General features: G+C 74.3%; 12 protein-coding genes. 6 read left to right on the top strand and 6 right to left on the bottom strand.

The features are described from left to right. Positions 1–79: 79 nt before the first annotated feature. Entirely contained in the window at positions 80–2,497 is a 2,418-nt protein-coding gene (locus BLQ63_RS12250) for an AfsR/SARP family transcriptional regulator (protein ID WP_091034467.1), read from the bottom strand. 156 nt (positions 2,498–2,653) lie between these two features. On the opposite strand from BLQ63_RS12250, the gene BLQ63_RS12245 reads away from it, so the two are divergent. After that, positions 2,654–3,328: a hypothetical protein gene (locus BLQ63_RS12245; protein WP_091034465.1), complete on the top strand. Its 675-nt coding sequence runs from the start codon at positions 2,654–2,656 to the stop codon at positions 3,326–3,328. 199 nt (positions 3,329–3,527) lie between these two features. On the opposite strand, the gene BLQ63_RS12240 is transcribed toward BLQ63_RS12245, so the two are convergent. Further along, complete coding sequence (locus BLQ63_RS12240) at positions 3,528–4,901, bottom strand: WXG100 family type VII secretion target (RefSeq protein WP_091034461.1); 1,374 nt, start codon at positions 4,899–4,901, stop codon at positions 3,528–3,530. Beyond that, positions 4,888–5,235: a hypothetical protein gene (locus tag BLQ63_RS12235; RefSeq protein WP_091034457.1), complete on the bottom strand. Its 348-nt coding sequence runs from the start codon at positions 5,233–5,235 to the stop codon at positions 4,888–4,890. Before BLQ63_RS12235 ends, BLQ63_RS12240 begins: the two co-directional genes overlap by 14 nt. 172 nt (positions 5,236–5,407) lie before the next feature. On the opposite strand from BLQ63_RS12235, the gene BLQ63_RS29640 reads away from it, so the two are divergent. Both BLQ63_RS29640 and BLQ63_RS12225 read left to right on the top strand, forming a co-directional pair. Beyond that, positions 5,408–7,051: a hypothetical protein gene (locus BLQ63_RS29640; protein ID WP_091034454.1), complete on the top strand. Its 1,644-nt coding sequence runs from the start codon at positions 5,408–5,410 to the stop codon at positions 7,049–7,051. A 14-nt stretch (positions 7,052–7,065) separates the two neighbouring features. Continuing rightward, positions 7,066–7,503, top strand: coding sequence for a hypothetical protein (locus tag BLQ63_RS12225; RefSeq protein WP_091034450.1), 438 nt, complete (start codon positions 7,066–7,068; stop codon positions 7,501–7,503). A 10-nt stretch (positions 7,504–7,513) separates the two neighbouring features. Here BLQ63_RS12225 and BLQ63_RS12220 read toward each other — a convergent pair whose 3' ends face one another. The 3 genes from BLQ63_RS12220 to BLQ63_RS12210 form a co-directional block, all read right to left on the bottom strand. Continuing rightward, entirely contained in the window at positions 7,514–8,155 is a 642-nt protein-coding gene (locus tag BLQ63_RS12220; protein WP_091034446.1) for a response regulator transcription factor, read from the bottom strand. Continuing rightward, positions 8,152–9,402 (bottom strand): sensor histidine kinase, encoded by a 1,251-nt coding sequence (locus BLQ63_RS12215; RefSeq protein WP_091034442.1) that lies wholly within the window; start codon positions 9,400–9,402, stop codon positions 8,152–8,154. The genes BLQ63_RS12220 and BLQ63_RS12215 overlap by 4 nt, the downstream gene beginning before the upstream one ends. Before the next feature lie 91 nt (positions 9,403–9,493). After that, positions 9,494–9,970 (bottom strand): VOC family protein, encoded by a 477-nt coding sequence (locus BLQ63_RS12210; protein ID WP_091034438.1) that lies wholly within the window; start codon positions 9,968–9,970, stop codon positions 9,494–9,496. A 322-nt stretch (positions 9,971–10,292) separates the two neighbouring features. Here BLQ63_RS12210 and BLQ63_RS12205 point away from each other — a divergent pair, with 322 nt between their 5' ends. From BLQ63_RS12205 to BLQ63_RS12195, 3 genes are read left to right on the top strand one after another with little or no spacing between them, the layout of a single operon-like run. Beyond that, positions 10,293–12,815: an ATP-binding protein gene (locus tag BLQ63_RS12205; protein ID WP_091034435.1), complete on the top strand. Its 2,523-nt coding sequence runs from the start codon at positions 10,293–10,295 to the stop codon at positions 12,813–12,815. A gap of 4 nt (positions 12,816–12,819) precedes the next feature. After that, positions 12,820–13,191: an iron chaperone gene (locus BLQ63_RS12200; protein ID WP_091034432.1), complete on the top strand. Its 372-nt coding sequence runs from the start codon at positions 12,820–12,822 to the stop codon at positions 13,189–13,191. 38 nt (positions 13,192–13,229) lie between these two features. After that, positions 13,230–13,514 (top strand): hypothetical protein, encoded by a 285-nt coding sequence (locus BLQ63_RS12195; protein ID WP_091034430.1) that lies wholly within the window; start codon positions 13,230–13,232, stop codon positions 13,512–13,514. Positions 13,515–13,518: the final 4 nt, after the last annotated feature.

Genomic DNA, 13,518 nt, shown 5'->3' with positions numbered 1-13,518 from the left:
TAACGAACCATAGCACGTGGTGTCCCCGACGCGTCAACACGCCATCGGGGGAATTTCGGAAAGGGTGCGCGACCTGCGTTTACGCGCGGTCGTCGGCGGCGTTGCGGGCCTGGGCCACGAGTTCGGCGGCCCGTCGCTCCCACAGCCGGTCCTGCACGCTGCGGAACAGGTCCTTGGCGAGGCGGGCGTGCTCGGCGGCGCCGGTCTTCGCCCGCGTGTAGGCCGCGAAGCCGCGGGCCCAGGTCCCGCCGTCCCTTTCGGCCAGGGCCGCGGCCCGCTCGGCGCACTCGCGGGCGCGGTCGGCGTCGCCGAGTTCGGCGTGCGCGAACCCCAAGTAGCCCAAGGAGACCGCCCGCTCGAACGCGCCGCCGCGGCGTTCGGCGGCCGCCAGCGCCGAGCGCTGGACCGCCAGTAGTTCGCGGGCGGCGCCGCGGTCGAGCAGCCGCTCGGCCAGGATCCAGCCGAGCTGCCAGACCCGCAGGTCGGCCTGGAAGCCGCCCTCGGTCCCCGCCAGTCCGAGCAGGACCGGGTGCTCGGCGGCGAACCAGGCGGCCGCGGCCTTCACGTCGGCGATCGGTTCGATGTGGACGCCGGGCGCCGCCGGGCCGAGGTCGACCCGGTGGCCGCCCGCGGGGAACCGGTCGGCCCGGTGCGCGGCGTACAGGTAGTGCTCGACCATCCGCAGGGCCGCCGCCTGCCGGTCGGCGGCGAGCACTTCGTCGGCGAAGCACTCGGCGGCGTAGTCGCGCAGCAGGCGGTGCATCGCGTAGCGGTCGCCGGGGAGCCGGTCGACCAGGTTGGACTCGGCGAGTTCGGCCAGCGCCGCGCGGGCCTCGCCGGGCTCGGCGCCCATGAGGCTGGCCGCGGCCGCGGGCGTCATCTCGGGCCCGGGGTGCAGGCCGAACAGGCAGAACGCGAACGCGTCCCGCTCCCCCAGCAGCTGGTAGGAGCTGTCGAAGACGGTGCGCAGATCGGAGGCGGTGTCGGAGGCGACGAGGACGCCGAGCACGTCGGGCGAGGCGTCGAACCGGTCGGCGAGGGCGCCGAGGGCCAGGCCGGGGTCGGCCGCGGCCCAGGAGCCGACGAGCGTGAGCGCCAAGGGGAGTCCGCCGCAGGCCGCGGCGATCCGGGCGACGGACGCGCGGTCGGCGGCGGCCCGCTCGGGCCCGATCCGCCGGGCCAGCAGCGCTTCGGATTCGGCCGCGGTCAGCGGGCCGAGCGGGACGGTCTCGGCGCCTTCGTGCATGTCGAGGCCCACGAGCCGGTCGCGGCTGGTGACGATGGTGAAGCTGCCGGGGGCGGTGGCCAGGAGGGGCCTGACGTGCGCGGCGTCGCGGGCGTTGTCGAGCACGATGAGGACGCGGCGCCGGGCGAGGAGGGTGCGGTAGAGGCCGACCCGCTCGTCGAGGCGGGCCGGCGGGCGCGTCGCCCCGAGCGCGGCGAGGGCTTCGCCGAGGACGGCCTCGGGGTCGGCGGCGGGCGCGGTGGGGTCGAAGCCGCGCAGGTTGAAGTAGAGCTGCCCGTCGGGGAAGCGGTGGGCGACCCGGTGGGCCCAGCGGACGGCCGTCGCGGTCTTGCCGGCGCCGCCCATGCCGGTGACGGCGGCCAGTCCGGCCTCCGAGCCGGCGTCCATGAGGAACCGGTCCAGGGCGCGGATCTCGCTCTCGCGGCCGGTGAAGCGGGGCGTGGTGCGCGGGAGCATCGCGGGGGCGGGGACGGCGGGCGCGGGTTCGGGCGCGTCGGCGGGCGCGGGCTCGGCGGTCTGGTCGCGCAGGATCGCGGTGTGCAGGTCGACCAGTTCGCGGTTGGGGTCGGCGCCGAGGGCGTCGGCGAGCCGCTCTTTGAGGTCGGCGAAGGCTGCGAGGGCTTCGGCGGTGCGCCCGCAGGCGTGGAGGGCGCGCATGAGGAGGGCGACGAGGCGCTGGCGGGTGTCGTGGACGGCGAGGAGCTGGCGCAGTTCCTGGACGGCGCCGGGGGCGCGGCCGGTCTCGATGTCGGCGTCGATGCGCTGTTCGAGGAGGGTCAGCCGGTATTCGTCGAGGCGGCGGCCGATGGCGCCGGCGACGCTGCCGGGCAGGTCGGCGAGCGCGGGTCCGCGCCATTCGGCGAGGGCCTCGCGGAGGACCTCGGCGGCCTTCTCGCTGCCGCCCTCGCGGCGCAGCTTGCGGGCGAGGGCTTCTTTCGCCTTGCAGCGCAGGGTGTCGAGTTCGGTCTCGTCGATGCGGAAGCGGTAGGCGCGGCCGACGGTCTCGATGCGGTCGCGGGCGGGGCCGAGCTGGCGGCGCAGGACGCCGACGGTGTTCTGGATCTGGGCTTCGGGGTCGAGCGGGAGGTCGTCGGCGTAGACGCCCGCGACCAGGCCGCTGACGGGGACCACTTTCCCGGCGTCGTCGAGCAGGAGGGTGAGGACGGTGGTGGCGTTGCCCCTCGGGATCGCGGCGGTGCGGCCGTCCACGCGGACCTCCAGGGGTCCGAGGAGGCGCACGTCGAGGGTCATGGCGTCATCGCTTTCAGCGCTGAAAAGGAGGGGACTCCAGTGTCCCACAACGGCAGCCGGTGTTCAGGGCGCGAGTCGTGACGATTCGAGTGCGGATCTGGGGAGGGGTGGGCGAGCATCCGGGGAGGACGAGCACGAGACCAGGAGGTGTCCCTTATGGACAAGATCGCGATCCCGGAGGGATACGAGGACCGCCTCGCGGCGGCGCGAGCCGCCGCCGAGCGGCTGCCGGAGGGCCCGATGCGCGACCACGCGGTGCGGGTCCTGTCGGAGGCGCCGACGCGCGAGCGGGTCGCGGCGGCGGCCGAGGCGGCGGTGCGGGCGGGAGCGATCGCCGCGCAGCTGATGGGCGCCGGATTCGACGGCACCGACGCCGGCCGGGTGGTGTGGCTGCGGCTGGACTACACGGGGCGGCTGGGGTCGCTGGCGCTGAGCCCCACGGTGGACCGCATGAGCGGCAAGGCGGTGGCGAAGGCGATCGAGGCGGCGTGGGAAGCGGCCGAGGCGGCGCGCGCCGAGCACGTGATGCGCGCCGAGCGGATCGGCGCGGACCTGCTCGCGCGGTGCGCGCCCGATCCGCGTTCGGCGGACCTGCGGGAGTGGGTGGCGCGGTCGCCGGAGCGGTTCACGGCCGGCGGCGGGGAGGACGACGTGTGCGAGGTCGAGGTGACGCTGGCGGGGCGGCTGACGGCGTTCACGTTCACGGTCCCGAACGTCACCGTGGACACCGAGTACGAGCAGTTGGCCGCGGAGGCGTCCGCGGTGATCGGGACGGCGCAGCAGTGGGCGGCCGATCGCCTGGCGGCACTGGTGGCGTCCACGGCGCGCTGACGGAAGCGGACCGGCCCGCTGCCCCGTGAGGGGCGGCGGGCCGAGCGGTGTGCGCCTAGTGGTGCACGGAACGGGCACTGGCCGGGGGCGTCGGGGAGTCCACGGCGAGGTGGCCGTCCGCTCGCAAGACGCCGGGCCCTCCGGACAGCGGGGTCGCCTCCGGAGGGCCCGGCGTCGCGGCGAGCGGGCCGGATTACGACTACCTGGGGTTCTGGTCGGAAGGCAGGTCGAAGCCGGGAAGGGTGAACGGAGGGATCTCGTCCAGCGGCGGCGGACCGCTCTCGCCGGGGCGTTCGCCCTGGTAGTCGACGTAGGGGTTGTCCTTGTCGGTGCCGATGCCCCACACATCCTCGTCGGGGTCCTCGAGCAGGAACGATTCGCGTTCGACCTCGTCGTCGGCGACGTTCGCGCCGCGGGCGCCGGGAGCGCCCATGAAGCCGCCCGCGCCGGTCCTGGCCCCGGCGCCGGTCGCGCCCACGGGTGCGGCGCCCGCGCCCGGGGCGGCGAAGACGCCGCCGGAAGCGCCGCCGGGGGCGCCGAGCGGGAGGTCGGGCGCGCCGGTGCCGCCGCCGGAGAGACCGCCGCCCGAACCGATGCCGCCGCCTCCGGCCAGTCCGCCGGTCGGGAGCTCGGCACCGCCGAGTTCACTGGGGTCCCAGTCGCTCTCGTAATCGGGGATTTCGGGCGCGCTCAGCTCGGGGCTCTCGTAGCCGGGCACGTCGGCCGGGCCCGGGTCGGGCTCGACCATGCCGGGCGTCTCGTTCCGGGGCTGCTCGGCCTCCGGGTTCCGGGGCGCCTGGTCCTGCCGGTCGGGGTCGGCCGGGTCCTCCTCCTTCGGCTTCTCGTCCTTCTCGCCGTCCTTCTCGTCCTTCTCGTCCTTGTTCCCCTCTTTGTTCTCGTCCTTCCCGTCCTTCCCGTCCTTCTCGTCGCCGCCGGTCTTCTTCGCGGTGCCGTTCTCGTCCTTGGTGTTCGACTCGTTCCGGTCGGGCTTCTCGTCGACCGCCGGCGGGCAGACCGTGTTGCCGGGGCCGCCCTTGTCCTCCAGGGGCTCGAGCTGCTCGGCGGCCGCGGTCAGACCGGCGCCGGTGGCGACGTCGGTCGCGGTGAGCACCGCCAGGCCGAGCTGGAGCTGCGTCGTCCCCTCGTCGGCGCGGGCCTGGAACAGGGCCCGGAGCACGGGCCCGAACGGCCCGGCGGCCGCGATCGCCGCCCAGTGCACGGCGCCCAGTTCGACCCGCGGCTCGGACTGCACGTCGAACCCGGCGCCGCGGTAGGCCGCGTCCGTCGCCCTCAACTGCTCCACTTGGGACACCATGTGCCCGCCGCCGGTGCTCAGCAGCTCGGCGGCCTGGTCGACCTGCGAGACCACGTCGCCCACATGGGCGCCCACCGTGTCGACGTCCTCGTTGAACGCGGCGTTCGCCTCGTCCTGCCAGTCGGCGTTGATGGTCGTGACCACCGCGTCGTACTCGCCCTGGTGGTCGGTCAGGTCGGTGCCGGCCGAAGTCATCTCCGCGGCGTAGTCGACGAACCCCGCCGGGTTCGCGGCCAGCGCCTCGTCATAGCTGGGCATGGGGGTCCTCCTGGCTCGGCCGCCGCACAGGCAGGTCGCGTCCGATCGATTCGATGTCGCCGCCGACGCTGCGGTCGGTGCCGTCGAGGTCGTCGGCACTGCCGGTGACCTGCGCGCCCTGCCATTCGACGCGCCGCTCGACGCCCTCGGTGACGGTGCCGAGCGCCGCCTGCCACTGCACGCCCGCCTGGCCGGTGAGGAACCCGGCGTTCCCCGACGCGGCGCTCTCGGCGGGGGCCCGCACGCGCTCGGAGGCCCGGCGGGCCCCCGGCGCGAGGGTCCGCAGGTCCGCGCCGCCGCCGCGGACCTGCTCCACTTTCATGAACACGGTCATCCCGTTCCTCCTCCGATGTGCCGCGCGCCCGGGACGCGCCCGGGGCCTCCAGTGCAATGTGCACCCCGCCGCTCCAGACCCGTCCCGACCCGCCTGGAGCGAAGTTGAGGCGAATCCGTGGCGGACCGCTCTTTCATTGGCGCACCACCAGGAACGAGGGAGGCGCACCGGCATGACCGACGCGGGTTTCATCGAGGGCTCGGCCGCCGAAGGCGACGCGGGCTCGGAGTACGTGACGCTCACCGAGGCCGACATCGGGACGGCCTACGACGCGCCCGCCGAGGACTACGGCGCCGCCGACGAGGACGCGGCGTTCGAGTACGACGACACGGCCTACGCGGACATGGAGACCGCGACCGCCAGCTCGACCATCGCCTTCGGCGACACGGCCGATCCCGGCGGGGCGCGGGCCGGGTGCACCGCGGGCGCCTGCCCGCACCCGGCGGCGCACCCGGCCGAGACCGACTGGGAGCAGCTGGTCTCGGCCGTGCCGGTCGAGGGGCAGCTGGGCCGGTTCAAGCCCCGCTGCGAGGGGATGTCCTATCCGACCGAGGACGACTTCCGCTCGGCGGTGGGCGCGGTGCGACCCATCGACCCGGACGCGTTCTCGCTGCAGCGCCTGCGCACCGGGTGGAACGAGGAGGTCGCCGGGATCATCGGCGACTGGCCGGGCCTGATCAAGTCGAAGCTCGCGGAGCTGTCGACCGGATGGGCGGGAACGGACTTCGACGCGTTCGCCGACCAGACCGACCAGGTCCGCACGCTCCTCCAGGGCGTGCTCGACGACATCGAGGACGCCACCGGGGACCTCAAGCACCGCGAGGAGGCGATCTACACGCTCCAGGGCGGCGACTCCGGCGAGATCCCCTACCCCGCGCCGATGGTCGGCGCCGAGGGCGGGTGGACGAGCCTGGTCGCGATCCACGTCAGGCCCGGCTGGTGGCACGGCGACTGCATCCTCATGACCTGCGAGGAGGCCGAGCGGGCGCTCGAGCTCGGCGGCGCGGACCCCGCGCTGGCCGAGGAGGTCCGGACGTTCATCGGGCAGCGGTCGGGTGGCGCGCTGGAGCCGGTCGCGGGGGTCTTGCCGCCAGAGCGATTGCAGGCGGGAGCGGAGGCCGCGACGGCCTTCGCCGACCGCATCGCGGCCGAGGTGGCCGGGTACACCGAGCGGCACGCCGCGATCGACGAGTCGATCGTCGAGAAGCGGACGGGCCAGAGCGAGCAGCTGGAGGCGTTGAGCGCCACCGGGTCCGACCGTCCGTATCCGGACGGCGCGGACACGTCCTACATGGACTTGGAGCCGCCGTCGATGGAGCAGCCGGCCTCGCCGGTGGCGCCGCAGGCGACCCAGGACCCGAGCCCGGTCCCGCCGGGCGGGGACGGATCGGTTCGGGCCGAGGACGCCGAAGCGGCCGCGACGGCGCCGGAGGAGTCGGCGCCCGTGGACGGCGCGGTCTCCGGCGGCCTCGCCGGCGGAGGCGGCGGTTTCGGGTTCGGCGGCGCGGGCGGGTCGATGACGACCGCGCCGGTGACCGCGGGCGGCGCGGTGGCCGGCGGCGGTTCGGTCTACAGCGCGGCGGCGCCGGGGATGCTCGGCGCGACCGGGACGACCGGCCCGGCGGCCGCCGGCGGCTCCGGTTCCGGCGGCGGCGTCGGCTCGCGGACCGCGGTCGTGGGCGGTCAGCAGGCCGACGCCCGCAAGCGCTCCGAGAAGTCCGAAGAGGACGAAGAGGCGGAGGACGAGGACCTCACCTTCCGCGAGATCGACAACGTCTGGGGCTACGTCAAGCCCGGCGACGACCCCTACATCTAGCAAGGAGGCGCGCAATGGCGCAGGAGCGGGTGTTCGACCCCGAGGCGATCGAGGAGTACCGGCTGTTTCTGCTGGGGCTCATCGACACGCTCGAGAACCAGGTGGTGCCGGTGCTCGGCACCGGGACGCTGAGCCGGGCCCCGGCGTTCGGGACCGCGCCGGGCGCGGCCGAGAACGCCGCCGGGAGGTATCAGGAGTTCCACGCCGCCACATGGCGGAACCTCCAGTACCTGCGGGGGACCCTGCACGGGATGGAGGCGTCGCTGGCCGAGGCGGCGGTCGGCGGCGGCGAGGCCGACGACGAGGCGACGACGGCGTTCGCGGCCGCCACGACCGAAGTGGACGGTGGAACGGAGGGCGGCACGGTCCTCGGCGGGGCCCTCTCGGACGGCACGGTCATCGTCGACGGCTCCGCGGCCGAGGGTGGTTCCGCCACGGTCTTCGAGGCGTAGTCGCCCCGCCTCAGACGAGGCCGCCTTCGTAGGCCGCGATCACGGCCTGCGTGCGGTCGCGGACGGTCAGCTTGGTGTAGACGCTGCTCAGGTGGGTCTTGACGGTTTCGCGGCCGAGGAACAGCTCGGCCGCGATCTCGGCGTTCGACAGGCCGCGGGCCGCGAGGGTCAGGACCTCGCGCTCGCGGTCGCTCAGATCGCCGATCCCCTTGGGGGGCTTGCGTTTGGGTGCGGCGGCGGCGAGGCGGCGGACCGCTTCGGGAAACAGGAGCGCGTCGGTGCGGGCCACGAGCCGCACGGCCGCCAGCAGGTCTTCGAGGCGGGTGCGCTTGAGCAGGAACCCGTCGGCTCCGGCGCGCAGCGCCTGCCACACGTAGTCGTCGTTGTCGAACGTGGTGACCACCAGGATCTTCGGGGGCCGGTCCAGTTCGGACACGATCCGCTCGGTCGCCGCGATGCCGTCGACCTTCGGCATCCGGACGTCCATGAGCAGCACGTCGGCCTTGCCGGAGCGGGCGATGGTGAGCGCGTCCACCCCGTCGGCGCCCTCGGCGACGACCTCGAGGTCCGGTTCGGCGCCGATGATGGCGGCGAATCCGGAGCGGATCAGCGCCTCGTCGTCGATCAGGGCGATGCGCAGCGGTGCGGTCATTCCTCGGCCTTTCCGGTTTCGAGCGGCACGGCGGCCAGGACGGTCCACCGTCCCGGAGCCCATGATGCCTCGGCGGTCCCGCCGAGCACGGCGGCGCGCTCGGCCATCCCGATGAGGCCGCGCCCGCCCTTCCCGGTGCCGCGGCGGGGCCGGCGGGCGGCGGGGCTGGTGACGGTGACGGTGCACTCCCGCTCCCCCACCGCGACCACCACCGTGGCGCGCGGCTCGTCGGCGTGGCGCAGCACGTTCGTCAGCGACTCCTGGACGATCCGGTAGATCTCGCGGGAGGCCAAGCGGCTCAACGCGTCAGCGTCGCCGGTGAGCTGGAGGTCGGTCTCGACGCCCGACTCGTCGGCGAGCGCCTGAAGGTCGGCGAGGTCGCGTTGAGGGCCGCGGGCGCCGTCCCGGTCCTCGCGCAGTGCCCCGATGACGGCGTCGAGCTCGGCGAGCGCGCCGCGGGCGGTCTCGCCGACGGCGTTCATCGCCTTGGCCGCGAAGGCCGGATCGGACTCGATGAGGCGGGCGGCGGCCTCGGACTGGACGACGACGACCGACAGGGCGTGGCCGACCGAGTCGTGCAGCTCCCGGGCGATGCGGTTGCGGGCGGCCAGCCGCGCGGACTCGGCACTGGAGGCGGCCAGCCGGTCGGCGGCGCTCTGGCCCAGCAGCAGCGGGGCCAGGGCCCTCATGCCCGCGGTGGCGGCGGCGATGAGCGCGACGAGCACGACCAGGAGGAGCGGCCCGGTGAGCGCGCCCCACTCGACGAACCAGCCCCAGTACAGGTCCGGCGCCCGGTCGATCCGGCCCAGCGCCAGGAGCGCGCCGTAGTAGGCGAGGTACGCGGCGAAGGGGACCATGGCGAGGGTGACGCCGCTGAGGAGGCCGCCGATCGCGGCGTGGAGGGTGAACCAGCAGCCGGTGCGCCAGCGCGTGTTCCAGGTGCCGTCGTCGGGCGAGGCGAACTGGGCGTCCAGGAGGCGTCGGGCGGCGGTGCGCTCGACCTCGCGGTCGGGCAGGAGCAGGGAGACGGCGGCGACGAGCGGGATGACGCCGACGTAGACGGTGGGGTGGATGACGCCGTCGAAGCCGCTCTGGGGGTGGCGCCAGTTGTAGAAGACGGCGCCGACCATCATGAACGGCATCATCAGCGCGCCGCCCAGGATCATCCAGACCCACCCGCGGTAGGTGGCCCGGGACCAGAGCGGGGCGAGGAGGCGCACGGGGCCATTGTGCCAGCGGTCGTTCACGCCTTCAGTGTCGCCGAGACGCGGCGCCGGGGCCTCCCTCTGCGGCGTGGCCCCGGTCCCCCGCTCGGGGGACCGGGCCGCGCCCTCGGCGTCATTTGCCCTCGTATGCGTCCTTGATGGCCTGGAGGTCGATCTTCTTCATCTTGTACATCGCCTGCGTCGCGCGCACCGCGGCCTCCTTGTCGGGGCCGCCGAGGTACCGGTCGGCCTCGGAGGGCCAGACCTGCCAGTTGACGCCCCACTTGTCGGCGATCCAGCCGCACTCGATCTCCCTGCCGCCCTTGGCGAGGATGGCGTCCCAGAGGCGGTCGACCTCGGCCTGGTCGTCGCAGTTGATGAGCAGCGACATGGCGTGGTCGTGCTTGGCCGAGTCGTCGCCGTTGATGGCGGTGAAGGCCTGCCCGGCGATCTCGAAGTTCACGACCATGACCTTGCCGGGCGTGCCGTGGGCGTCCTCGACGTAGGGAATGGTGCCGGTGACCTTGGCGTCGGGGAAGAGGGAGAGGTAGAAGTCGACGGCCTCTTCACCATCGCCGTCGTACCAGATGTTGGTGACGATCTTCTGCATGATCGCTGGTCCTTCCGAACGGGTCCTCTGATTGCATCAGTTAGGACGAGTCGGCGGGCCGAAACTCATCGTTCGCCCGAAGAGCCCTCCCGGCCGCGCCGCGCAGCGGACGCGGGGCGGCCGGGAGAGGGTGGGTCGGGCCGGGTGTTCCCACACCCCCGGCCCGGGTTTCTCACCGGTTTCCCATCGGCGCGTTCCGTCGCGGCCTTCGGGGACGGTTCGAGTCCACCACCGATGTGCAAGCGGGGCAATGGCTGCGGGTGTCCCGGAACGTCCGGGACAGGGACCCCGCACCGAGACCGTCCTCGGTAGACTCGGTGACGTGCGTCATTCCCTCGACGGCCTCGACCCCTCGGCGGCCGGCTCGGCCCCCCAGCTGGTGGCCCTGCTCAGAGAGCTGCGCGCCGCCTCCGGCCTGAGCATCCGCGAGATCAGTCGCCGCGCCCGCGACCACGGCGACTGGCTCCCCACCAGCACGTTGGCCGCCGTCCTCAACCGCGACTCGATCCCCCGCGCCGAAGTCGTCGCCGCCCTGGTCCGCGCCTGCGGCGGCGACGAGGCCGCCGTCGACACCTGGCTCGCCCAGTGCGGGCGCATCGCCGCCGCCGACGTCGCCGACACCGGCCAGGTCCCCCGCCGGCTCCCGCCCGCGCCCCACGCCTTCACCGGCCGCGAACGCGAACTGCGCCAGATCGACCGGCACACCCGCGACGCCTCGCCGCGAGCGGTCGTCATCGCCGGTCCCGCCGGGGTCGGCAAGACCGCGCTCGCCCTCCACTGGGCCCACCGCGCCCTCGACGCCTTCCCCGACGGCCAGCTCTACATCGACCTCCGCGGCTTCTCCGGCAGCGCCCCGCTCGGCCCCGAGCCCGTCCTCCACCGATTCCTCGCCGCGCTCGGCACCGACCCCGAGGAGATCCCGCCGGACGGCGACGAGCGGGCCGCGATGTACCGCTCGCTCCTGAGCCACCGCCGCGTCCTGGTCGTCCTCGACAACGCCCGCAGCCCCGAGCAGCTGCGCGACCTCCTCCCCGGCACCGGGGGCTCGACCGCCCTCATCACCGCCCGCACCGACCTGTTCGGACTCACCGCCACCCACGGCGTCCCCCACCTGCGCCTCGAACCCCTCACCCGCGAGGCGTCCATGGACCTCCTGGGCGCCATGATCGGACGCGAACGCGTCGCCGCCGACCCCGAGGCCGCCCGCGGCCTCGCCGCCGCCTGCGGCGACCTCCCGCTCGCCCTGCGCCTGGCCGCCTGCCAGACCCTCGCCCGCCCCGGGCAGCCCCTCGGCGACCTGCGCGACCGCATCGCCGGAGCACCCCTGGCGAACCTCGACCTCCCCGGCGACGAAGCCGCCGGCCTGCGCGCCTGCCTCGACCTCACCCGCGACCGCCTGGCACCGGCCGACCGCAAGGCCCTCAACGCGATCGGCCTCCACCCGGCCACCGAATTCGAGCCCGCCGGCATCGCCGCCCTCACCGGCGCCGACCCGGCCGAGGCCGACTCCGCGCTCCGGAGCCTCGCCACCGTCCACCTCGCCTCCCCGACCGCCGAAGGCCGCTGGAGCGTCCACGACCTCGTCCGCGCCTACGCCCGCGAACAGGCCGCCGACGCGCCCGACCGCGAAGAGGCGCTGGGTCGCCTCTACGACTGGCACCTGGCCGTCGCGGCGGAGACGCTGACGCTCCTGTTCGGACTCGACCCCGAGGCCGCTCCCGAGACCGCCGTCCCCGCACCGGCGTTCGACGGCGCCGACGACGCGATCCGATGGCTCGACACCCGCCAGGGCGCCCTGGCCGAGATGATCCGACAGGCCTCGGAGGACGGGCACCAGTGGCACGCGGGCCGACTCGCGACCACCCTGTGGCGCTACCAGTACACGCGCGGCCAGCGCGCCGAAGCCCTCGTCAACCTCGGCATCGCCCTCGACGCCGACCGCGCCCTCGGCGACCGGCCGCACCAGGCCACGGTCCTCCACCAGATCGGCAACACGCAACGGGCCCTCGGCGACATCGACGGCGCCCACCTGAGCCTCGCCGAGTCCCGCAGCCTCGCCCTCGCCAACGACGACCCCATGGCGGCACTCCTCGCCCTCGGCGCCATCGGCTGGTGCCACCTCGAACGCTGGCGGCTCGCCGAAGCCCGCGAATGCGCCACCGAAGCCGCCGAAGGCTTCCGCGACCTCGGCGACGCCGACCGCGAGATGAACGCCCTCGACGACATCGCCCACCTCGACCTGCTCATCGGCGACCACGACAACGCCGAATCCGGCTTCGAGCGGTCCGTGAAGACCTTCGCCGACCGCGGCTGGGGCCAGAACCTCGCCGCGGCGCTCGCCGGCCTCGCACTGCTGCGCCTGCGCCAGGACGAGCCCGACGCCGCGGGCGAACTGCTCGACCAGGCGCTCGAGGCGTACCACCAGTCCGGGGACGCGTTCGGCGAGGCCTTCATCCGCAGCCGCCTCTCCCACGTCCGCGCCCGCCAGGGCCGAGCCGCCGACGCCGTCGCGCTCGCCGAACACGCCCTCGACGCGACCGCCGCCGTCCCAAGCGTGGAGCTGCGACTCGAAGTCCTCAACAACGCCGGTTTCGCGCACCTCGCCTGCGGCGACCCGGCGGCCGCCGAACGACTCCACCGCGAGGCGATCGACCTCGCCGAGGCGGCACCCGACGCCTACGAGGAGGCCAGGGCCCGCCACGGCCTCGGCAACGCCCTCGCGGCCGCCGGCGACACCGAGCGCGCCCGGACCCAGTGGGCCGAAGCCCTCCGGATCCACGCATCACTGGGCACCTATGAACGCCACGAACTGGCGTCCCTCACCGCCCCCGAAGCGCTACGTTGAAGTCATGGTGCAGAGCAAGGCCGCCGACGTCGACGCCTACCTCGCGGAACTCCCCGACGACCGCCGCGAGGCCGTCGCCGCGATCCGCGAGATCTGCCTGGAGGAGCTCCCGGGATTCACCGAGGTGATGGCCCACGGCATGCCGTGCCTCGAACGCGACGGCGCCGTCGAACTCGGCTACGCGTCCCAGAAGCGCCACATCTCGCTCTACGTCCTGCGCGAGGACGTACGCGAGGCCTTCGCCGAACGCCTCGCCGGCCACGACACGGGCAAGGGATGCCTGCGCTTCAGCACCCCGGCGAAAGTCGCCCGCGACCTCGACCTCATCCGCGACCTCGTCCGGGCCTTCGCCCGCACGCCGGGCCCCGTCTGCTGAAACACCCCTGCGGGCAGGCGGCCTGCTATACATGACCGATGGCCGAACCGCGCCCCGGGCGCCTCCGCACCGCGATCGCCGCCCTGGTGTTCCGCATGCAGGCGCTGACGGTCCTCGGTTACGCCGGGGTCGCCTCCATCATCGGCGTCGAAGCCCTCATCGTGGTCCTCGGCTTCACCACGGTCCTCCCGATCGCCATCCCCTTCGTCCTCATCGTCCTGGCGGCGGTCTACTTCTTCCGCGAACGGCTCCGCGCCGTCGGCGGCAGGCTCCGGGTCCGACTCGGCAAGACCACCGGGGAGACACGCGAAGCCGAACGGTAAGGCC

Source organism: Glycomyces harbinensis, from assembly GCF_900101745.1.
GTDB classification, from domain to species: Bacteria; Actinomycetota; Actinomycetes; order Mycobacteriales; family Micromonosporaceae; genus Glycomyces; species Glycomyces harbinensis.
Note: the sequence above shows the minus strand (reverse complement) of the source record. Positions and strands in the feature narration are given on the sequence as shown.

Coding starts and splice junctions, on each gene's coding strand:
- BLQ63_RS12250 (WP_091034467.1), bottom strand. CDS start 2,497: ATGACCCTCGACGTGCGCCTCCTCGGACCCCTGGAGGTCCGCGTGGAC.
- BLQ63_RS12245 (WP_091034465.1), top strand. CDS start 2,654: ATGGACAAGATCGCGATCCCGGAGGGATACGAGGACCGCCTCGCGGCG.
- BLQ63_RS12240 (WP_091034461.1), bottom strand. CDS start 4,901: ATGCCCAGCTATGACGAGGCGCTGGCCGCGAACCCGGCGGGGTTCGTC.
- BLQ63_RS12235 (WP_091034457.1), bottom strand. CDS start 5,235: ATGACCGTGTTCATGAAAGTGGAGCAGGTCCGCGGCGGCGGCGCGGAC.
- BLQ63_RS29640 (WP_091034454.1), top strand. CDS start 5,408: ATGACCGACGCGGGTTTCATCGAGGGCTCGGCCGCCGAAGGCGACGCG.
- BLQ63_RS12225 (WP_091034450.1), top strand. CDS start 7,066: ATGGCGCAGGAGCGGGTGTTCGACCCCGAGGCGATCGAGGAGTACCGG.
- BLQ63_RS12220 (WP_091034446.1), bottom strand. CDS start 8,155: ATGACCGCACCGCTGCGCATCGCCCTGATCGACGACGAGGCGCTGATC.
- BLQ63_RS12210 (WP_091034438.1), bottom strand. CDS start 9,970: ATGCAGAAGATCGTCACCAACATCTGGTACGACGGCGATGGTGAAGAG.
- BLQ63_RS12200 (WP_091034432.1), top strand. CDS start 12,820: ATGGTGCAGAGCAAGGCCGCCGACGTCGACGCCTACCTCGCGGAACTC.
- BLQ63_RS12195 (WP_091034430.1), top strand. CDS start 13,230: ATGGCCGAACCGCGCCCCGGGCGCCTCCGCACCGCGATCGCCGCCCTG.